This window comes from Mesorhizobium sp. WSM4810 (genome assembly GCF_055811235.1).
The window spans coordinates 1-20,373 of record NZ_JBVVQV010000022.1 but is presented as its reverse complement, the minus strand read 5'-3'; the positions used below and the strand labels follow the sequence as shown (position 1 = coordinate 20,373).

At 62.9% G+C, this 20,373-nt stretch carries 22 protein-coding genes; 5 read left to right on the top strand and 17 right to left on the bottom strand.

Features of this window, described 5'->3' with window-relative positions; genetic code table 11:
• The first annotated feature begins 267 nt into the window (after positions 1 to 267).
• Positions 268 to 525: a hypothetical protein gene (locus AC0L3O_RS25885; RefSeq protein ID WP_023800747.1), complete on the top strand. Its 258-nt coding sequence runs from the start codon at positions 268 to 270 to the stop codon at positions 523 to 525.
• A 100-nt stretch (positions 526 to 625) separates the two neighbouring features.
• Positions 626 to 1,429, top strand: a complete 804-nt coding sequence (locus AC0L3O_RS25880) for a hypothetical protein (RefSeq protein WP_287229971.1) — start codon at positions 626 to 628, stop codon at positions 1,427 to 1,429.
• Between the two features lie 123 nt (positions 1,430 to 1,552).
• On the opposite strand, the gene AC0L3O_RS25875 is transcribed toward AC0L3O_RS25880, so the two are convergent.
• A complete protein-coding gene (locus tag AC0L3O_RS25875; protein WP_473616973.1) occupies positions 1,553 to 2,884 on the bottom strand; it encodes a dihydroorotase in 1,332 nt (443 codons plus the stop codon).
• 82 nt (positions 2,885 to 2,966) lie between these two features.
• Here AC0L3O_RS25875 and ygfZ point away from each other — a divergent pair, with 82 nt between their 5' ends.
• Positions 2,967 to 3,827 carry a CAF17-like 4Fe-4S cluster assembly/insertion protein YgfZ gene (ygfZ, locus tag AC0L3O_RS25870; RefSeq protein WP_473616972.1) on the top strand — a complete coding sequence of 287 codons (861 nt, stop codon included), beginning with the start codon at positions 2,967 to 2,969 and terminating at the stop codon, positions 3,825 to 3,827.
• The gene (locus AC0L3O_RS25865) at positions 3,827 to 4,459 is read left to right on the top strand and encodes an HD domain-containing protein (protein ID WP_128170814.1); all 633 of its coding nucleotides are present in this window, start codon (positions 3,827 to 3,829) and stop codon (positions 4,457 to 4,459) included. Before ygfZ ends, AC0L3O_RS25865 begins: the two co-directional genes overlap by 1 nt.
• A 102-nt stretch (positions 4,460 to 4,561) precedes the next feature.
• Here AC0L3O_RS25865 and AC0L3O_RS25860 read toward each other — a convergent pair whose 3' ends face one another.
• The 14 genes from AC0L3O_RS25860 to AC0L3O_RS25795 form a co-directional block, all read right to left on the bottom strand.
• Complete coding sequence (locus AC0L3O_RS25860; RefSeq protein WP_473616970.1) at positions 4,562 to 6,025, bottom strand: RimK family protein; 1,464 nt, start codon at positions 6,023 to 6,025, stop codon at positions 4,562 to 4,564.
• A 5-nt stretch (positions 6,026 to 6,030) separates the two neighbouring features.
• Positions 6,031 to 7,128 carry a peptidase C39 family protein gene (locus tag AC0L3O_RS25855; protein WP_128170816.1) on the bottom strand — a complete coding sequence of 366 codons (1,098 nt, stop codon included), beginning with the start codon at positions 7,126 to 7,128 and terminating at the stop codon, positions 6,031 to 6,033.
• A gap of 257 nt (positions 7,129 to 7,385) precedes the next feature.
• Positions 7,386 to 8,177, bottom strand: a complete 792-nt coding sequence (locus tag AC0L3O_RS25850; RefSeq protein WP_128170817.1) for an anti-sigma factor family protein — start codon at positions 8,175 to 8,177, stop codon at positions 7,386 to 7,388.
• Positions 8,174 to 8,692 carry a sigma-70 family RNA polymerase sigma factor gene (locus tag AC0L3O_RS25845; RefSeq protein WP_027152718.1) on the bottom strand — a complete coding sequence of 173 codons (519 nt, stop codon included), beginning with the start codon at positions 8,690 to 8,692 and terminating at the stop codon, positions 8,174 to 8,176. Before AC0L3O_RS25845 ends, AC0L3O_RS25850 begins: the two co-directional genes overlap by 4 nt.
• 295 nt (positions 8,693 to 8,987) lie before the next feature.
• On the bottom strand, positions 8,988 to 9,230 hold the full coding sequence (locus AC0L3O_RS25840) for a type II toxin-antitoxin system VapB family antitoxin (RefSeq protein WP_128170818.1): 243 nt from the start codon (positions 9,228 to 9,230) through the stop codon (positions 8,988 to 8,990).
• 65 nt (positions 9,231 to 9,295) lie between these two features.
• Positions 9,296 to 12,037 carry a DUF2339 domain-containing protein gene (locus tag AC0L3O_RS25835; protein ID WP_473616969.1) on the bottom strand — a complete coding sequence of 914 codons (2,742 nt, stop codon included), beginning with the start codon at positions 12,035 to 12,037 and terminating at the stop codon, positions 9,296 to 9,298.
• A gap of 255 nt (positions 12,038 to 12,292) precedes the next feature.
• Positions 12,293 to 13,069 (bottom strand): DNA repair protein RecO, encoded by a 777-nt coding sequence (gene recO, locus AC0L3O_RS25830; protein ID WP_473616968.1) that lies wholly within the window; start codon positions 13,067 to 13,069, stop codon positions 12,293 to 12,295.
• 41 nt (positions 13,070 to 13,110) lie between these two features.
• Positions 13,111 to 14,034, bottom strand: a complete 924-nt coding sequence (locus AC0L3O_RS25825) for an aminoglycoside phosphotransferase family protein (protein WP_473616966.1) — start codon at positions 14,032 to 14,034, stop codon at positions 13,111 to 13,113.
• A gap of 41 nt (positions 14,035 to 14,075) precedes the next feature.
• Positions 14,076 to 15,008: a GTPase Era gene (gene era / locus AC0L3O_RS25820; protein WP_473616965.1), complete on the bottom strand. Its 933-nt coding sequence runs from the start codon at positions 15,006 to 15,008 to the stop codon at positions 14,076 to 14,078.
• Positions 15,005 to 15,730, bottom strand: coding sequence for a ribonuclease III (gene rnc / locus AC0L3O_RS25815; RefSeq protein WP_473616964.1), 726 nt, complete (start codon positions 15,728 to 15,730; stop codon positions 15,005 to 15,007). Before rnc ends, era begins: the two co-directional genes overlap by 4 nt.
• 3 nt (positions 15,731 to 15,733) lie before the next feature.
• Positions 15,734 to 16,483, bottom strand: coding sequence for a signal peptidase I (lepB, locus tag AC0L3O_RS25810; RefSeq protein ID WP_287064369.1), 750 nt, complete (start codon positions 16,481 to 16,483; stop codon positions 15,734 to 15,736).
• Positions 16,484 to 16,572: 89 nt separating this feature from the next.
• Positions 16,573 to 16,974 (bottom strand): holo-ACP synthase, encoded by a 402-nt coding sequence (gene acpS, locus AC0L3O_RS25805; RefSeq protein WP_023800765.1) that lies wholly within the window; start codon positions 16,972 to 16,974, stop codon positions 16,573 to 16,575.
• Positions 16,975 to 17,338: 364 nt separating this feature from the next.
• Entirely contained in the window at positions 17,339 to 17,908 is a 570-nt protein-coding gene (locus AC0L3O_RS25800; RefSeq protein WP_128172701.1) for a putative glycolipid-binding domain-containing protein, read from the bottom strand.
• A gap of 3 nt (positions 17,909 to 17,911) precedes the next feature.
• Positions 17,912 to 18,457, bottom strand: a complete 546-nt coding sequence (locus tag AC0L3O_RS25795) for a DUF417 family protein (protein ID WP_473616962.1) — start codon at positions 18,455 to 18,457, stop codon at positions 17,912 to 17,914.
• Between the two features lie 82 nt (positions 18,458 to 18,539).
• Between AC0L3O_RS25795 and AC0L3O_RS25790 the strand changes: the two genes are divergently transcribed.
• A complete protein-coding gene (locus AC0L3O_RS25790) occupies positions 18,540 to 19,043 on the top strand; it encodes a MarR family winged helix-turn-helix transcriptional regulator (RefSeq protein ID WP_287258587.1) in 504 nt (167 codons plus the stop codon).
• Between the two features lie 116 nt (positions 19,044 to 19,159).
• On the opposite strand, the gene AC0L3O_RS25785 is transcribed toward AC0L3O_RS25790, so the two are convergent.
• Together AC0L3O_RS25785 and pyrE are read right to left on the bottom strand one after the other, a co-directional pair.
• Complete coding sequence (locus AC0L3O_RS25785; protein ID WP_473616961.1) at positions 19,160 to 19,540, bottom strand: VOC family protein; 381 nt, start codon at positions 19,538 to 19,540, stop codon at positions 19,160 to 19,162.
• Positions 19,541 to 19,649: 109 nt separating this feature from the next.
• The gene (gene pyrE, locus AC0L3O_RS25780) at positions 19,650 to 20,228 is read right to left on the bottom strand and encodes an orotate phosphoribosyltransferase (RefSeq protein ID WP_023800770.1); all 579 of its coding nucleotides are present in this window, start codon (positions 20,226 to 20,228) and stop codon (positions 19,650 to 19,652) included.
• Positions 20,229 to 20,373: the final 145 nt, after the last annotated feature.

The window sequence follows — 20,373 nt, the reverse complement described above, 5'->3', positions numbered from 1 at the left end:
GTGTTGCACTTCTGCAACGGTGTTAACAAAACGTTACGGCGCGGATGTGGAATTAACTCAAACTGAAGGTTTTCATCCCGCTCGCCGGCCTAATCGGCTAAGTTTTGAATCGGATCGAACGCAGGTTTGCAAAACGTGACGAACCCTTGTCGAAACGACCCCAGAAATGTCGTATTTACAAGTACTTACTTAACCTGCGAGTAAAAGGGACAGCCCAAGCCTGATCCGCATCCGCCGGATCGCCGCTTGAAAAGGGTGGACATCGCAATGGAACATGGCGTCAACGACATCGACGCGCTGGTCAGGGAAGAAAAGCGCCTGACTGCAGTGGAAAGCCACAGCGAGGCCTGGGCGGAAGGGCTTTCGGCCGGAATCGAGACGGAAATCATCGCCGAGGCGGCCCTCGAAACCGCGTTCGGCGAGATGCTGCGCGCCAATGGCGAGACCTCAGCCCTTGCCTTGCTCGACCGCATGCGTGAAAAGGTCATAGCTGGGGCCTTCGAGCCGGGACGGCTGCGGCACTGATTGGCATCAGGCTCTTCGATGACGGCGTGCCGCTTGGGCGTCATGCCCCGGGCACCTGGGCGGGCCTGGGCAGCTGGACGGAATCATGGAGAGGCAGGCGGTGAATTTTTCGACGTCAGGCCAGCCGCGTGGCTTGGCCCTCAGCATCCGGCTTGCCGCTTTTTGCGCCGCGTTTCCGCTGGCGCTTTGCCTCGCAATCAGCCCCGCCTATGCTTTGAGTGAAATCAAGCGCGAGGACCTGCCCTCGCCAGTCACGCCGCCCGCCGACGACGACATGTCGCCGCCCGGAACCGCGGTGCCGACGCCCGGCCCGCTCGGCGCGACGCCGCCTGCGGCGAGCCAACCGACGCCACCCGACGAACGGGAACAGGTCGAACCGGGCGGGCCAACAGACGATGGTGGCATAGCCAATCCGCAAGTCGACCCGGATGAACCCTTGCCCGAGGTCGTCTACGATCTCGGCAAGCTGCCGGAGCCGGTCAGGCGCATGCACGATTTGATTATCGGGGCCTGCAAGAGCGGCGACATCGAAAAACTCCGGCCGCTGATCGGCCAGGGCGATGCGATGACCCAATTGTCGCTGGCCGAGATCGAAGGCGATCCGATCACCTTCCTGAAAGGGCTTTCGGGCGACGCGGAAGGCCAGGAAATCCTCGCCATCCTGGAAGAGGTGCTCAGTGCCGGCTATGTCCATGTCGATGTCGGCACGCCGCAGGAGCTCTATGTCTGGCCATATTTCTTCGCGCTGCCGCTGGACAAGCTCGACGCCAGGCAGCGGGTCGAGCTGTTCAAGATCGTCACCGCCGGCGACTATGACAGCATGAAGCAGTTCGGTGCCTACATCTTCTACCGCGTCGGAATCACCCCGGATGGACAGTGGACGTTTTTCGTCGCCGGAGACTGAGCGGCATAGCCTCTCCTACCCTCAAGCCCGCCCAGAGCATCGGAGTCGATACCGGTTTTGGGAGAATCCGATGCTCAAACAGAAGATAAGCGGCGGGACGATGCGATTTGAAAGTCCGCCGCTCTATACCGCCAGCGCCTCGGAAAACTCCACCGCACTGCCCTGTCCGGGTGTGACGATCTCGCCTTCCCACATTACGCGCCGGCCGCGCACGATCGTGCCGACCGGCCAGCCGGTGACTTGCCGGCCGTCGTAGGGCGTCCAGCCGGCCTTCGAGCCTGCCTGCGCATTGGTGATGGTTTCGCGGCGCTTCAGATCGACGATCGTGAAATCGGCGTCGTAGCCGGCGGCGATGCGGCCTTTCCTGGCCATGCCGAAGATACGCTGCGGGCCGTGGCTGGACAGGTCGACGAAACGCTGCAACGTCAGCCGGCCGGCATTGACGTGATCGAGCATGATCGGCACCAGCGTCTGCACGCCGGTCATGCCCGACGGCGAGGCCGGGTAGGGTTTCGCCTTCTCGGCCAGCGTGTGCGGGGCGTGGTCGGAACCCAGCACATCGACAATGCCTTGCGCAATGCCGCGCCAGATGCCGTCGCGGTGGCGCGATGCGCGTACCGGCGGGTTCATCTGGATCAGTGTGCCAAGCTGCGCATAATCATCCGCGCTCAGCGTCAGATGATGCGGCGTCGCCTCGCAGGTCGCGACGTCCTTGTGCTGTTCGAGGAAAACAATCTCCTCGGCGGTCGAGATGTGCAGCACGTGGATGCGGGCGCGAACCTGGCGCGCAATGCGCACCAGGCGCTCGGTGCAGCGTAAGGCGGCGATCTCGTCGCGCCACACAGGATGCGAGGCCGGGTCGCCCTCGATGCGCTGGCCAAGCCGCTCGCGCAGCCGGAATTCGTCCTCGGAATGGAAGGCCGCACGGCGGCGCGTATTCCTCAGGATCGAGGCAACGCTTTCATCGTCCTCGACCAAAAGGTCACCGGTCGACGAGCCCATGAACACTTTTATGCCGGCAGCACCGGGTAGCCGCTCAAGGTCGCCGGCGTCCTTTGCGTTCTCGCGGGTGCCACCGACCCAGAAGGCAAAGTCGCAATGCATGCGGCCGGTGGCACGCCGAACCTTGTCGGCAAGCGCTGCTTCACTGGTGGTCAGCGGGTTGGTGTTGGGCATCTCGAAGACGGCGGTGACGCCGCCCAGCGCCGCTGCCCGCGAACCTGTCTCCAGATCTTCCTTGTGCTCCAGCCCCGGCTCGCGGAAATGCACCTGGCTGTCGACGACGCCCGGCAGGATGTGCAGGCCGCGACAGTCGACCGTTTCGCCAGCGGAAGCCCGGCCGAGATCGCCGATAGCGGCGATGCGCCCGCCGTTGATGCCGATGTCGCGCCGGCCTTCGCCGTCGTGGTTGACCACCGTGCCGCCTGTCAGGATGAGGTCGTAGGTCGTGGCCATGCTGATCCGGTCTCTTGCGGGGGGAGTGCCAGCGGCTTACGTAATGGCCGACCGTTTTGCAAGATCAGGTTCTTTTCCGCCCATGCCCTTTGCCCAGTTGAAAGACCGCGCGCTCGTTTCCGTGTCAGGCCCGGATGCCGAGAGTTTTTTGCAGAACATTCTGACCACCGACCTCGACGCGCTGGCTCCCGGCGAGGCAAAGCCGGGCGCTTTGCTGACGCCGCAAGGCAAGATTCTGTTCGACTTCCTGATCTCCCGCGCTGGCGAGAATTTGTTCCGCCTCGAATGCCGATCCGATATATCAGACGATTTCATACGCCGGCTGATGCTCTACAAATTGCGCGCCAAGGTCGAGATCGCCAAGGCAGATCAGGGACTTGTCGCTGTTGTTTGGGGGGATGATTCAACTGCTTCGCAGTTTGATTCAACGCCGGTTGCCGATGCACGGTTCCGCGACGCAGTCGTCAATCGCTTTTATGGCGCCGCTGCCGCTGGCGGCGACCGGGCCGCATGGCAAGCTCTGCGCATCGCCCATGGGATTGCCGAAAGTGGCAGCGACTATCAGCTCGGCGACGCCTTCCCGCATGATGTGCTGCTCGACGAGACCTGCGGCGTCGGCTTCAGGAAGGGTTGCTATGTCGGCCAGGAAGTGGTTTCGCGGATGCAGCATCGCGGCACCGCCAGACGGCGGGTGCTGATCGTTTCGGCCGAACGGCCCCTGCCCGCTCCTGGCACAGAGTTGACAGTTGCAGGGCGACCGGTCGGCACGCTTGGCACGGCCGCCGGCACGGCGGGCCTCGCCATAGCCCGCATCGACCGCGTCAAGGCAGCGCTCGACTCCGGCCAGCCGATCATGGCGGATGACGTCCCGGTGTCGCTCACCATCCCGGCCTGGGCGAAATTCATCTTCCCGCAGGAACCCGTCGGCGCGGAGGAGGCCTGATGGCGGCCGACCGTCCCGGCGCGCCGCCGCGCGCCTGGCAGCGCATGCTGTCGGGCCGGCGGCTCGATCTGCTCGACCCCTCGCCGCTCGACATCGAGATTTCGGACATCGCCCATGGGCTTGCCCGCGTCGCCCGCTGGAATGGCCAGACCATCGGCGATCACGCCTTTTCCGTCGCCCAGCATTCGCTGCTGGTCGAGGCGCTTTTCGGCGAGCTGGTGCCGGACGCCCCAGCCGATGCGCGGCTGGCGGCTTTGCTGCACGACGCGCCGGAATATGTCATCGGCGACATGATCTCACCGTTCAAATCGGTGATGGGCGGCAGCTACAAGGAGTGCGAGCTGAGGCTGCAGCGCGCCATCCATCTGCGCTTTTTGCTGCCGGTCGAACCGGTTGCGGGCCTGCGCAAGGAGATCAAGCGCGCCGACCAGATCGCCGCCTATTTCGAGGCGACGCTGCTTGCCGGTTTTTCGACCGCCGAGGCGACCGAATTCTTCGGCCGGCCGCGCGGCTTCAATGCCGACCGCTTCGATTTCACCCCGCGTTCGGTGACCTGGGCGCAAAACGCGTTTCTCAAACGGTATGCGGCAATCGAGAAATCGCGGCGCCAAACAGTGCAGCCGGCCGACTGAAAAACGCTGAGGGGATACAGCGCCGTGTTCGGGCGGGGAGCCGAAGGTGTGAGCCTGCCGCGACGGATAGAAGGCTGGGGCGTCGATCGGATAGAACCCCTGCTACCGTCCCTGTCGGTCGAGCCGCTCCAGGAACCACTGCGTCAGCCGCACCCAGACCTCATCTTTTTCGCCAGAGTCCTCCCAGCCATGGTCGAGGTTGGGATTGTCGTTGACCTCTATGACGAAGACACCGTCCTTGGTCTCTTTGAGGTCGACGCCGTAGAGGCCATCGCCGATGCAGCGCGCCGCCCTCACTGCCGTCTCGACGACATGGGCCGGCGCCTCCTTCAAGGTGAAGGTCTTGATGCCGCCCTGGTCAGGCTTGCCGTTGGCCTTGTGGTTGACGATCTGCCAGTGCTTCTTGGCCATCAGGTAGTGCACGGCAAACAGAGGCTGGCCGCCGAGCACGCCGACGCGCCAGTCATATTGGGTCGGAATGAATTTCTGTGCGATCAGGAGATCGGAATCCTCCAGCCATTCGGTGGCAAGCGTCTTCAGCTCCTCCAAGGTAGCGCATTTCTTGACTCCGCGTGAAAACGACGAGTCCGGGATTTTCAGCACCAGCGGAAAGCCCAGCGTCTGCGCCGCCACTTCAAGGTCCGAGATGCCGGCGATCATCACCGTCGGCGGCACCGGCACCTTGTTGTAGGTCATCAGCTCGTTGAGATAGACCTTGTTGGTGCAGCGGATCATCGACAGCGGATCATCGATGACCGGCATGCCTTCCTGCTGGGCGCGGCGCGCGAAGCGGTAGGTGTGATTGGAGATCGAAGTCGTCTCGCGGATGAACAGGGCGTCGTAGTTGGCGAGCTTGGCCAGATCCTTTTTGGTGATCGGCTCGATTTCGACGCCCATCTTCTCGGCGATCTTGGCCCAATAGCGCAGCGACGAGATCTCCGATGGCGGCAACTCCTCATGCGGATCGACCAGCGTGGCGAAGGTGTAGCGCGCCGGCGTGCGGCCCTTGGTGTCACGCCACTCGCGGCTGGTGTAGGTCTCGAGGCACTGAAGAAAGCGCTTTTCTTCGTCCTCGGTCATCCTGGCCAGCGGATGGAAGCCGATCTTGCGGATCGACGCCCATTCGGCGTTGTCCGTGATATGGACTTCCAGCGCCGGCGCCCGGAACCAGTCGAACAAAAGCTTGGCAAAGCGATCCCAAATCCTCGACGAGCCGATGCCGAAAAAGATGCAGACTTTTTGCGGAAAGGCTCCGCCCAGATCCTTGCGACATTTGTTGAGCGCGAGTTCCAGCTCCGGCAGCGCATGCTCGTAGAGCTTGCGCTCGGACAGGTCGATCATCGTCTCGACCGTCGGAATGACCTTGTGACCGCGCGAACCGGCGAGCAGCGAGGCATAGTAGCCGCGGCTTTGGTAGCCGTAATTGTTCGACAGGTTGATGACTTTCGGCCGCTGGCCGCGAAACAGCGCCGGATGCGCGAGATAGTCGCGATTGGTGATGATCTTGTGCGGTGTCGCCACCTGATCGAGATCGTTCTGCCGGCCGGTAAGGATGACCCAGGTCATTGTCTTCAGCGCTTTCCGAGGATTATGGCGGCACGCAATCCATCGCGGCCGAATTGCGCCATGTTCATGAAGATGCCGTAAGGCACCGGAATGTTGGCGGCATCAAGGATGGTCTCCTGTCTCTCGTCTTCGACCCAGGGATCGTGGATCAGGATATGGTCGCCATCGTCGCCGATGGCCAGCACCCAGTGCGGAACCTTCTTGCCGAACATAAGGAAGCCGCTGATCAGGACCAACACCAGTTTTCCTTCTGCGATTGCGGTGCGGATATCGTCGATGGCGAATGGACGGTAATTCACCGGGATGCCGTAACGTTCCGCGCGCCGGCGAAAGTCGACCTGCGCCAGTTCCATCACCCGGCGCTTGTCTTGGCTGCGCACCGACTGCAGGAACAGCGCACCATGGAAGGAGACATATATCTCGGCAGAGAGCCCGCTTTCGTGGCCGGCAACGGCGAGGCCAAACGGCTCGCAGCCGCCCGGCCCCGACATCATGAAAACGGTGGTCGACTCGCGCCACAAACGGATTTCCATCACCGGGTCGGGCACGAAGCCGGGATCGAAATTGGCCATCGCCATCATCAGGCAGCACGGGCCGCAGGTGAAATCGCAGGTCTGCTGGTAGAACGGCACCCTGGTGGCGACCGGAATGTCGCCGCGCAGGGTCTTTTCGTAGCGCAGCGCCGTGGTGCCGTCCTCGTAATAGCCCGGTTCGCGGCCGATCTTGCGGTAGCCGCTCTGCTCGTAAATGCGGATGGCTCGGCTGTTGTCCTCGCGCACCTCGAGACGCAGCATCATGCGGTTGTGCTCGAAGGCGGCTTCCTCGGCCCGTTTCAACAGCATGCGGCCAATTCCGAGCCCGCCGAAAAGCGGACCGGTGGCAATGGAATAGAGCCGCGCGACTCCGCTGCCCTTGCGAAACAGCACGACCGCATAGCCGGCGATGCGGCCGTCGTTTTCGGCAACCAGCATCTCGGCGGTCTCGCGTTCGATCAACTGACGAAAGGAGCGGCGGGAAATGCGGTCGCCAGAGAAAACAGCTTTTTCGATCGCCGCGAGGTCATCGACGTCGGACGCGCGGGCCGTGCGAATCTCGGCAGGCATGCGGGCTTGGAAAACCTCGATTCGATTCTTGGAAAGGCCTGGTCAGAAGTGTCGACAACACAGCCGAAGCGCCAGCATCCGTCAAGCGCTATCGCACCTCGATTCGGGCTGAATTGTGACAGTTTCGGCGGCGCATGACCCCCAAAAAAATCGAAATCGATTTTCGGGAAAGTATCATGCGCAAAAATTAAGTGCTGCAGCCTTTGCGTGTCCAAAGACGCGGCGCTGTAGACGCAAGCTTTGAAAAACAGCGCAGCTCAGCTGGCAAGCCCGGCGACAAGCTGGCTGTAGGCGCTCTTCGCCACTGCAGTCAGCTGCGCGCGCGGCAGCGAGCCGACGACGGCGCAGCCATAGCCCTTGTCCAACCAGTAGATCGCCTCGGGGCCGTCTTCTTCCGATCCATAAGTGCCCTTGGTCTTCTCGGCCGATTCCGCTGTGACGAACAGCGAGATGCGCTCGCCCTTGGCGTCCTCATAAAGCAACATCGCGGCCTTGCTCTCGCCAGCGGGCAGCAGCCGACCGCCGACGAGCTGGAATCCTTGCGCCGCCAGATCCGGTGCGACCAGCTTCAGGCCGACCCTGTTGGACAGCCAGGTCTGCAGATGATCCTTGTCGCTGGCCGGCACTTCCACCGCATGCCGTTGCTCGGCGGCATAGAGGACATGGGCTGCGATCGCCTGCTCGACGAGTTGGTCCTCGGCCGGATCTTCCACACCGAGATGGTCGATGCCGGCGACATAACCGCCAACACCGCCGATGGCCAGCATCGCCGCTGCGGCAGCCGCCCGCCACCAGCGCGAGCTCGATGCCGCCGTCTTGACCGGCGCCTCGCCGAACACGATATTTTGCAACCGCGCCGGCACCGGCTCGTCGAGCACGCCGGCGAAGGCGGCGCGCAGTGCTGCGCGGTCGGCGACATAGCGGACGCTCCTCGCCTTCATTTCAGGATTGGCCTCGAGCCAGGCATCGTAAGCCACGCGCTCGTCAACCGGCAGCTCGTCATCGAGGGCCATATGGATGTCGCGTTCGGAAAAGTCGCGCCGGGTCATTTCTCGACGATCCTTATCGCCCGGCGACGCGCGGCATCATCCAGCAACCCGCGCAACTCGTCACGCCCGCGCGCGATGCGCGACATCAGCGTGCCGGCCGGGACGCCGAGGATGTTGGCGGCCTCGGCATAGGAAAAGCCTTCGATGGCGACCATGACCAGTGCTGCGCGCCGATCGGGGCTGATCGCCTGCAACGCGTCGATGATCTCGCGCGAGGCGATGCTCTCCACCTGCTCAGCGGGTGCTGCCTGCGCCTCGCGCGCTTCCAGCGGCAGCATCGCTGCTTCGCCGCGCCGGTTCACCTTGCGCATCTGGTCGATGAACAAATGATGCATGATCGTAAACAGCCACCTCCTGGGGCTTTCTCCAGTCTGCCAATTGTCGAGCCGCACAAGCGCCCGTTCGAGACAGTCCTGAACGAGATCGTCGGCGGAATCGCGATCGCGCAGCAGCGAGCGCGCATAACGGCGCAGGCGTGGTATCTCGCCCAGGATTGCTGCCTTCTTTTCGTCCATGACCGCTGGTTCTGAGGTCGCCCTTGTTCATCCGATTGAACGCGCCTTCACGGCGCGGCGCAAGCGGCCAGCGCGAAGCGGTCCGCCGCCCGGCCACCCAAGCAACATGATAACGCTGGCGCGGACTGGTTTATTCCCGGTGGGATTGAGAGGGAAGGCAGAGTCGTGGCATGTGCCGGAAAGCGCAGCGATCTACAATCGAGCCGTCGAGTTCCTTCGCATCGCCCAGCGCTGCGGAATATCCCGCGCCGTATTGGCACTCACAGTTGAACCGCCCGGATCGGGCTCGCCAACGTCAGTCTTCCCATGCCTCGTCGGTGAATGCCTTCATGTCGAAGTTGGGGTCGGATGGCCCCAACGCGGCACACTTCTCCTGCCACACCGCAATCCTGTCACGCAAAGGCTTGCGGGCGTGGTTACGCTCAAGTTCATGCAAAAGTGCAATCCGCACTGCTTCCGTTTTACTGGCAGCGTTGATCTCACACTGCAATTTTGCGGTCAGCGCATCCACTTCTTTGTCGCGAATATAGAGAGGCACTTTTGAATATCTCCTGCTGAACCTTCAACTATTCCATTTTATTGGACATTCAAACAGACGATCCCTTAGGTTCCTCTCGCCGCTCTTGTCAGCAGTCGCTGATAAAACAGGCCGATGCCGATCAGCACTGCGCCAAGGCCGATGAAGGACAGCGCCCTCAGCACGCCTTCCAGTTCCGACATGTCGAAGAGAAACACCTTCAAGACAGCGACCGAGATCAGCGCGGCCGACGCAACGCGCAGCACCTGCGACTTCAGCCAGACGCCGGCGGTTAGCAGCGCCACGCCGATGATCAGCCACAGCGCGGAATAGGTATAGGTCTCGAGCTGGCCGAGGCCGCTCCACAGGCCGATGAACTCGCCCTTGAACAGCCGCCGCACCGACAGCGTCGCATAGACGAAGGCGAGCAGCGCCGCCACCAGCGCCAGCATCGCGGCATACCATTTCGGCCGCTTGTCACGGGCGTAGAGCGCGAGCCCGCCGGCAGCGAGGGCTGGCAAGAGATAGGCGAGGAACAGCAGGTTGAACACCGGGATCCGGCCGGTTGATTCGTCGGTAAACAGCGGGTTCAGCGCCACAAAATGCTGGATGACGATGAAGGCGACCGAGACGACGCCCGCGGCAAGCGAACCATAGCGCAGCACCAAGCTTGGCGAGCGCATGTCGACGGCGACCAGGATGGCGCCGGCGCCGATGGCGATCAGCGTGTAGATCGCCTGCTCGGCGAGCGTCGCAGCACCCATGTCGATGACGCCGCCATGCATGGCATGGCGCACCAATATGGCAACCGTGAGCACTGCAAACAGCGCTGCGCCCGCTTCCATGGCGAGGCGTGGCCGGCCATTTGTGGTGCGGGCGAGTTGCCAGGCGGCGAAGCCGAAGGCAAGCGCCGGCACGCCGTAGCCCGGCAGCAGCCAGTTGAACACCGGCGTCCTCGACAGGAATTCAGCGCCGACGATTGTCGGATCGAAGGCGATGCGACCGAGCACCGCGATGACCGCAGCGACCGAAATCCAGCCGAGCACCGGGTAGGCGCGCCAGCGGGTGGCCAGCGCCGGCACGATGGCCGCGGCACCCAGAAGCATGGTCGTCCAGCCGGACCCAAAGGCCATGTAGAGCATCAGCAAGGCAGCGACTGCTGCCCCGCCAAGCGCGAACGAGACGGCCGCACCGCCCCGCAGCGGCGGCTGTTCACCGCGCGCAATCCACTCGCCGCCGGTGGCGAAGACCACCACCAAAAGGGCTGCAACCGCCGCGTAGACAAGATCGCGGTCGAGATTGCCGAAGGTGAACCAGAGCGCCAACAGAATGACCAGCGGCGCGACAACGCCCCATGCCGCCCATGAGGCGGCGCGGATGTGAGCCGATGCAGCAAATTTGCGCGCTGCCCAGAAGCCGGCTGCGATGAGCACAAGTCCGAGAACGATGCCGATCCTGAGCACCAGCGTATCGGCAACTGCCGCCGGCAGGCCATCGACGCCGAGAGCGCCACCTGAAAAGTCTGAAACGACGGAGGTTGGCGGAATGATGCCGAGATAGACCAGAACCGTCGCCAGCCCTGCGGCGTGCAGAAGCGCCAGCGCCAGCGGCCGGTAGAGCGCTACCGCGACCAGGGCTGCGATAAGGGCTGCTCCCGGCAGAGCATCGCCGGCAGCGTATGCGGGGTCGACGAACAGCGCCATCGCCGAAAGGCCGACGAAGAAGCCAGGCGCGACCGATGGCCAGTCGAAGCCACTGGCGGGTCCTGCTTCGCCACCGCGACGGCCGAGCCAGACGAGGGCGAGCACGGCCAGGGTCACCGCGTTGATAAAGAGGACGACAGGCAGGTTGGTGCCCGGCGCATCGGTCATGTAAAGAATGGTCCACAGTCCGGTGCCGACGAACGCTGCCGCCATCAGCAATTTCCAGTAGCGCAGGCGGGCGATCACGCCGGTAGCGGCGAGCACAATCGCCAAATAGCCGAACAGCGCCCAAGGATTCGGAGCCTGCGAGGCGACCAACATGGGCGTCACCACCGCGCCGAGCAGGCCGACGCCGGCCAGTGCCTGGCCATGGACGAGGGCTGCTGCGATCGTCGCCACACCGATGGCGCCGAGCAGCGTGAAGGCGAGCGCCGGCCCGATGAAGCCATAGACGCCATGCGCGGCATAAACCGTGCCGAACAGGATGAAAGCACCGGCCGCCGTCAGGATCGCCGGAATATAGGCGCCGGCGACTCCCTGCACCGGCACCTTGAAGCCGGTACGGCGGATGAACTCGCCGACGGCGACCAGCACCAGCCCGAGCATTGCTGCCATGCTCAGCCGCACGCCGGGACCGAAAATGCCGGCCTCGATGGTGTAGCGGATCAGAAACAGCCCGCCCAGCGCCAGCGCGATGCCGCCGACCCAGACCGCCCAGCGGGTGCCGAGCGCCGTTTCAATATCGGGTTTTTGGGCCGCTTTCGCCGTCGCGGCCGTCGGTAGCGCAGGTGCAGGCCCAGCCGGCGCCGCTTCGCCCGCAGCCCACGGTCCGGATGCAGCATCCCCGGCTTCAACCTGCGTGGGCGGCTTTTCCTCAGCAGCAGCTTCGCCCGCCGGTGGCGGGGCAATGTCGGTCACGGCCGCCATTGCCGCGTCTGCCGGCATGCTGTCGTTTGCGGCCTGTTCTACCGGCTTGGCCTCCGGCGGGGCCACATGGACACCCGAAAGCACGAGGCTGCGCAGCGCACCAAGTTCGCGCTCGATCAGGCCGATGCGGCTCTGCTGGCGCGAGATAATGACTAACAGCGCGATGATCGCGACCAGGCCGATCAGGCTTTCGAACATGGCGGTTCCCCCAAACCAGACCAGTAGTGACCGACAAATACGGCGGCCAGACGGCCAGCCGAGTCAGCGCGCCGCCAGATTGGCGGCCGGAAAGATCGAGCACGTTTCGGTGCCGAAAGCCAGCAGCGGAGCCTTGTATTTGTTGTCGATGATGCGCTGGAGCAATTCCAGGCCGGTATATTCAGCCGATGTCGGCGTGTGGAATGGTGCCGAGGCCGGGCGGCGAAATCCGGCCGGGATAGAGTTCCACGTCGCTCACGTAATGATTTCTCCGGCGGCGGTCTCGGCGCCAATCACCTTGCCCGCCGCGTGGTGCTTGAGCAGGGCGGCGAGGAAGCCGGTGCGGGCGCCGGGCGCCTCGATACCGCGCGGCTCGTAGACATGGCGGGAAAAAAAGAAGCCGGTCAGCCGGAAGGCATCCTCGATCGCCGCCGGATCGGCGCGCAGCCCGGAGCCGCGCTGCAGGAATGCGGGGAGCACCAGCATCTTGTCGCGCCATGGCGCGCCTGCGGCGCGCGACACGGCGCGCCCGGACTTCGGCGAGACATAGGCAAGGTCCTGCCTGGCGCCGGTCGCGGCACACTGGCTGAGATCGAGGCCAAAGCCGAGTTCGTCGAGAATCAGCAATTCGAAGCGCGCCACCAGCTCGCCGGCGGCGTCCGCATCGTCGAGATGGGCGATCATCACGGCCAGCGTCTCGTAGAGGCCGTCATGCGCGTCGCGCTCGGGCAGCAGGCGCAGATGCGCCGCCATGGTCTGCAGCCCATAGATGGCGACGGCGCTGTCCATCAACCGGGCGGCGTTCATTTCGATCGCCTCAGCCTGGAAGGTGCCCAGATGCTCGTCGAGTCGCGCCCGCCACAACAGGTCGACGCGGTTGCCGGGCTGCAGAACCGGCTGCTGCTTGCGCGAGCGGCCGCCGCGCACAAGGCCGAGGTGGCGGCCGTGCGCACGCGTCATGACCTCAAGAATGGCGCTGGTTTCGCCATGCTTGCGGGTACCGAGAATAATTCCTTCGTCGCGCCATTCCATGAACGGAGCTTGTCACCGCTTCGGTGACGAAATCAAGTTTTTCAGGCGCTGTGTCGGTGCCCTCCGCGGCGGTCCGCGCGGAGGTGATCGGCAAGCACTTCATCGATCACGCGTCGCGACTTTTCAACCTCGACTGGATTGATGTCTATATGGCCGGCGACCGTAATCAGCGCTTTCCATAGCGTCCAGCCACGGCCTCGCGCCCAGGTTGCCTCATCGGCCTGAAGACCGGCGCGAAACACCTCTCGGCTTTTCCCTTCGAAGAGCGTCCACGCAATCGCCAAATCGCACGAGGGATCGCCCACGCCCGAAGTCCCGAAGTCGATCACGGCGCTCAAAGCACCTTGCCTGACCAACAGGTTTCCCCAACTGACGTCACCGTGGAACCAGACGGGCGCGCCGTGCCATGTCGCGGCAAGCGCTGCTTCCCACACCGCGCTCGCGGCGACCGTATCGATCTTGCCGTCGAGGGCTGCAATTGCCTGCCGGGTCTCACCGTCGTAGACGCTCAGTGGTCCACCGCGAAAAAAATTATGCTGCCCTGGCGCCGGTCCACCGGCGGGATCGATCCGTTGCAGGGCGACCAGGAATTGGGCCAGGCCGGCCGCGAATTGCGGCAGGCTGGCAATACGCTCCAGCGTCGCCGTCTCGCCTTCGATCCAGCGATAGACGGACCAATGCCAGGGATACTCATCGACCGGGGCTCCCATCGCCAGCGGGACAGGGACAGGCAGCGGCAGCAGAGGCGCAAGCCTTGGCAGCCAGCGATGTTCCTTTTCGACCTGCAAGGCATAGGCCGCCGCACTCGGCAGCCTCACCAACATATGGTCTCCGAGATGAAAGGTCCTGTTGTCCCATCCGCCTGATGCAACCGGCCGGACAGCAAGATCCTTCCATCGAGGAAATTGCGTGGCGACCAACCGGCTCACGAGGGCTGTGTCGATAGTGACTTCTGGTTCGAGCATGATCTTTTCCGAAAACCGGCTCCCATTTTCGGGAACATGCTCTAATGCGGAAACTCCAGCCCCATCTCGCGATAGCGCTCGGGGTCGTCGCCCCAGTTCTCGCGCACCTTGACGAACAGGAAAAGATGCACCTTCTGTTCGAGGATACCGGATATCTCCATGCGTGCCGCCTGGCCGATGGCACGGATCGTCTCGCCCTTGTGGCCGAGCACGATCTTCTTCTGGCTGTCACGTTCGACATAGATGGTCTGGTCGATCCGCACCGAGCCGTCCTTCTTCTCTTCCCATTTCTCGGTCTCGATATGGGAGGAATAGGGCAGTTCCTGATGCAGCCTGAGATAGAGCTTTTCGCGAGTGATCTCGGCCGCCAGCTGACGCATCGGCAAGTCGGAGATCTGGTCTTCCGGGTAATACCAAGGGCCGGCAGGCAGGGTTTCCGAGAGATAGTCGAGCACGTCCTTGCAGCCCGACCCGGTTAGCGCCGAAACCATGAAGGTGCGCTTAAAGGGCACTCTTTCATTCGCTGCCGCGGACAGGGCCAGCAGCGCCTCGGGCTTGACCCGGTCGACCTTGTTGAGGATCAGCACCATCGGCTGGCGGACATCCTTCAGCCGTTCGAGGATCGCGTCGGCGTCGCCCCTGATGCCGCGCTCGGCGTCGATCAGCAGCAGCACGATGTCGGCGTCCTTGGCGCCGCCCCAGGCGGTCGTCACCATCGCCGTGTCCAACCGCCGCTTCGGCTTGAAGATGCCCGGCGTGTCGACGAAGACGATCTGTGCGTTATTATGGATGGCGATGCCGCGCACGATGGCGCGCGTCGTCTGCACCTTGTGGGTGACGATCGACACCTTGGCGCCGACCAATTGGTTGACCAGCGTCGATTTTCCCGCATTCGGCGCGCCGATCAGCGCAACGAAGCCAGAGTGCGTGGTGGCGGCTTCCGTTGCCGGCGGGACGTCTTCGGTGGCGGTCATACCGCGCTCCCCTTGTTCAGCCAGACGCCTTCGCGCAACAGCAGCGCAGTCGCGGCGGTTTGCTCGGCCTCGCGCTTGGAGCGCCCGCTGCCGGTCGCCGGCGGATAGGCGCCGACCTTGACGGTGACGGTGAACAGCGGATCGTGGTCCGGTCCCTCGCGGCTATCGATTATATAGACCGGCACGGCGCCTGCCGCCTGATGCGCCCACTCCTGCAACTCGGTCTTGGCATCGCGGCGGGCGGCGCCGGTGGCCTGCGAGCGCGGTCGCCAGTATTTGTGGATGAAGGCGCGGACCGCCTCAAGCCCGCCATCGAGATAGAGCACGGCGATCAGCGATTCCAGCGCATCAGCCCTCAGATTGACGCGCTTGCGCCCGTCCAGGCCGCGTACGTCCGAGCCGGCACGGATCAGTTCCGGCAGGCCGATCTCCTCGGCGATCTCCGCCAGCACCTCGGCATTGACCAGCGCGTTGAGCCGGAGCGACAGCTCACCTTCGGCAGCATCAGGATACGCCGCCAGCAGCATGTCGGCGACGACCAGGCCGAGGACGCGGTCGCCCAGGAATTCGAAACGCTCATAGTCAATGCCGGCATGGCTGCTGCGGGCGCTGGCATGGGTCAGCGCGCGCTGCAAGCGCAGTCGATCGGCAAAGGCGTGGCCGGTGCGCTCCATGAGCGCTTCGGCGAGCGCGTCGACGGTCAGCCGTTTTGTCGCCACCATGACCTATTTGACGAAATGGAGCAGGCGCGACGCGCGCATCTGCGACGGCCATTTCCAGATTTCGAGCGGGCTGGCGCTGCCACCGATCGAGAAGAAGATGAGGTTGGCGCGACCGACCAGGTTCTCGTCGGGCACGAAACCGACGGTGAAGCGGCTGTCCGAGGAATTGTCTCTGTTGTCGCCCATCATGAAATAGTGGCCGGGCGGCACGTCGAACTCCTGGGTGTTGTCACCGATCGAGTTGGGTATCAGGTCGAGCGTGTCATAGCTGACGCCATTCGGCAATGTCTCGCGATAGACGTCGACCGGCCCGCTCTCCTCGGTGATGTCGCGATTGTCGATCTGCCCGACCTTCTGGCGCTGCACGCCGACGCCGTTGATGAAGAGCTGGCCATCCTTGACCTGGATCTTGTCGCCCGGCAGGCCGACGACGCGCTTGATGTAGTCGACGGAGGGGTCCGGCGGGAACTTGAACACCGCCACGTCGCCGCGCTTCGGCTCGGCGCCCCAGATGCGGCCCGAAAACAGGTCCGGCCCGAACGGCAGCGAATAGCGCGAGAAGCCATAGGACCATTTGGTGACGAAGAGATAGTCGCCTTCGAGCAAGGTCGGCCGCATCGACCCGGACGGTATAGAAAATGGCTGGAAAAGAAGCGTACGGATGACCAGAGCGAGCAACAGCGCCTGGACGATGACGCTGACGGTTTCGCCAAGCCCGCCGGATTTCTTCTGGGATTTTTCAGCCACGCTCATGTCGTCCTCGATTATGCGTTGGTTGGTATAGAGTCTCGGCGCGCGCTGGGCAACGTCATGCCGGTGGTCAGATGCGATCAATATGGCGCTTATTCGACGGGCATCGCCTCGATTATCACAAAGGCTTGAGCAAGCGGAAAATCATCGGTGATGGTGAGGTGGATCGCCGCTCTGTGCCCTTCAGGCAGGATCTTGTCCAACTGCGCCGCCGCCCCGCCGGTCAACGCCATGGTCGGCTTGCCGCTGGCCAGATTGACGACGCCCATGTCGCGCCAGAACACCCCTTGCGCCATACCGGTGCCCAGCGCCTTGGCGCAGGCCTCCTTGGCAGCAAAACGCTTGGCATAAGAGGCGGCGCGGGCGCCGCGGTTTTCGGAGCGGGCCTGTTCGACCTCGGTGTAGATACGCTGGATGAAGCGCTGGCCATGGCGCTCCAACGATTTTTCGATGCGTCTGATATCGATCAGGTCGCTGCCGATGCCAATGATCATTGAGCGGGAACTTCCCGTCCGGCCGTTCCAGCTCTGTTCGTCAGGCGCATGGAGCGCGAGAAAGAGCGGCGTGGCCATACGTAGGTGCGCACCCGCTCGAGAAGACCATCAGGCTTGCGGCGTCGAAAAAGCACTCTGTCCCTGTCCTGATCCAATACGCCGGCCCCGGCCACCCGGTAGCGGGTCTTCAAGCACGCCGGAAGGCAATCAAGGCTTCGATATAGCGACACCCAAGTCCCAAGACAACGAATCGCTGCCGCGATGGTCTGCCACAGGAGGTAACCAAATGCGACGGGTTCGCCTTGTCCCGAAGCAGCAAGTTGCATGGATGTCAGCTTGCGAGCGCCAAGCTTCAGCCGCAATCCTATAGTGCGCGGCCGGCGTTGCCGGTCTCGAAAACCCAGCCGTCGGGGTAATCTTGAGCAAAGCCAGCCTCGGGAATGAGCAGCGTAGCACGGTATGGCACTGTGGGAGCCTCGTAGATGTACTCGGTCTCACTCACACGATGGTAGGTTTGCGGCAGAACAACCAAACTCGACACGCCAGCCACCAGCCAGGCCACCGGAAAATCCGCCTTGTCGCCGACCTTCAGGTTCATTCTGCGAATTTGTTGTAGGTTCGTCGCCGGCGTAAAGCTGTAGTCCAGATCCACCATCGACTGAACCGCCGGCTGCCGCTGCCCATTGACAGTCCAGCCGGTCTCGTTGCGGATTATTGTGAGATCAACTGACTGGGAACCGATGAACCCGCGAACGCTGCCGGATTTGGTCGTCCAATCTTCGGCCAGTTGCACAGCGTAGTCCAAACGTGCCGGGCCCGCATCCGACAGGTATACAGCGGCTCCATTCAAGTGCCAGCCGAGGTCTGTCTGCTTTAGCTGCACGACATCGTGCCCTGGTTCGTCCGTCCTGCGCCAGATAGCGAGTAGAGACATCTCTCACCTCTCGATGCGTTGTTCATCACCACGATCAATTTTTCGGCCGAGGTCGGATACGAGTTGCTGAAGGCTGCTCCCCAATATGACCAGGCTCACTCCGAGCAAGGCGACATCCTTGATCAGAAAGGCACCTAACCCGTTGAGGAAGGGAAACCCTCCGGAGCCCGTTTCCCAGATCGGCAGGGTGAGCATTGTCGAGGATGTCAGCGCGAAGATGACTGAGCCGATGGCCCCCCCCACGAGGCCGGCCCAAACGCTGCGGACAGATGCTATCAGCAGAAGCGCTGTGACCAGTTCGACCACGCCCAGGAAGTAGGAGGCTCCCGCAAATCCGAATGCGGGATAGAGCCATGCCAGCCAAGGCGTATTCTCGACGAATGGCCTAAGCGCCTCGATCTCGATTGCAGTAAATTTCAAAATGCCGATCAACAGCAGAGGAAGCACCACCCCCAAAAGGGTTACCGCGCGACCGACGGCAGCAAGGTGGTAGCCAGCTTGATTGATGCGCGCCACGATCGGAGCGTTGGCGGTTGCAGAGGTAAACATGGCCTTCTCCTTTCGATTGTATGCTCCAAGCATATAATAATTCGACCTTGATGTATATGCTCCGAGCATATATTTTTTGGCAATGACCGATTCCAGGATTGAAAATGTGATTGGCGCTCTAGCGCTCGCCTTTGCGGACATTTTGCAGCGGGACGCTCAGGCCAAAGCACCGGAGCCCGGCCCAGCGGCTTCCGCGATCACCCTCATTGGCCACGTACCGGGCCTGTCGATCGAGAGGCTGCGCCGCGCATTGTCACTGTCCCATTCGGGCACCGTCAGACTGGTCGATCGACTGGTCGCGGATGGACTGGCGGCTCGGTTCTCGGCGCCTGACGACCATCGCGCGGTAGCGCTAAGGCTCACTCCTCTGGGCGAGACGACCTGCAGTGCTATTCTTTCCGCTCGCCAGAAAGGGCTCGTGTCAGCGCTCGCTGTTCTAAGTCAGGAGGAGTTGCAGGAATTCGGTAATCTTGCCGCCAAGCTGTTGCGTGGGCTCGTCAGCACCGAGGACCATGCATACCGTATTTGCCGGCTCTGCAACTATACCGCTTGCCTTGACTGCCCTGTGGAAGCGGAACTGGCCTGAGCTGTGGCTTTGGCAAAACTAAAGCGCGTCGCACCTCGATGATGGCTGCGGCGGGCGTGAACACGGTTGCCCGCAAGCCGACTTGCCGATGCGCTCGTTCGCGCCGAAAATTCCGGTTACCTGTTGTACCAGCTGATCTCGACGAGATTGCCGTCCGGATCGCGGAAATAGACGGACATCATCGGGCCAAGGGCTCCGATCCGCTCGACCGGCCCGACTTCTATCGCCGCGCCATTGGCAGCCAGGCTGGCACATATCTCCGAGAGCGGGCGCGCGGCGACCAGGCAAAAATCCGCGGAGCCCGGCGTCGGCGCCTTGGCCTTCGGCTCGAAAGTGTGGCCTGCCTCATGCACATTGATCTTTTGCGTTCCAAACAGCAGCGCCGTCGGCCGGTCCGGCTCGTCGAGGCGCTTGAAGCCGAGCACGCGCTGATAGAAGGCGCAGGTGTCTTCGACGGAGCGAACGGTCAGCACGAAATGATCGATGCCGGTAATCACGGTAGCGCCTCAGTTAATGTTTGTTTTAGCAGGTCGTGTCCCAAAACCGCTACGCACCCTCGGTTCAAGCCCCGGTTCAAGCCCAAGGCATGCTTTTAGGCGCCATGCCTTAAATGTTGCGGCTGCCCGGCTTGACAGGCGGTATGGCGGCAAGCTCGGGCGGCAGCCTGTCGGCCGGGTAGGCCGGAACCTCATATTCGGCGAGCGCGATCAGCGGCACGCCGACATCGGTCTTGCCGGCCGAGCGGTCGATGATGCAGGCAGCGGCAACCACCTCGGCGCCAAGCGCGCGCAGGCAGTCGATGGTCTCGCGGATCGACAGGCCGGTGGTGACGATGTCCTCGACGATGACGACGCGCGACCCGCTGGCGATCTCGAAGCGGCGGAGCCTGAACTCGCCCGCTTCCCGCTCGACCCAGATCGCCGGTGCGCCAAGATGGCGCGAGGTTTCGTAAGCCGGGATCAGCCCGCCGATCGCCGGGCCGACGACGTAATCGATCCTGCCGGACACAGCAGCGCGGATTTTTTGGGCCAGCGCCTTGCACAGGCGCTCGGTCTTGTCGGCATGCATGAAGACCCGTGCCTTCTGCAGGAAGACCGGGCTACGCAAGCCCGATGTCAGGATGAAATGCCCTTCGAGAACGGCACCGGCTTCACGGAAAACGCCCAGCACTTCGTCGGTGTTCATTGTTCGCTCCGTCCATGGTGAATGGTGAATGGTGAATAGTCAGTAGTCGGCAGTGAGAGCGCCCCTCTTTCACTATTCACTATTCACTATTCACTATTCACTATTCACTATTCACTATTCACTATTCACTATTCACTATTCACTA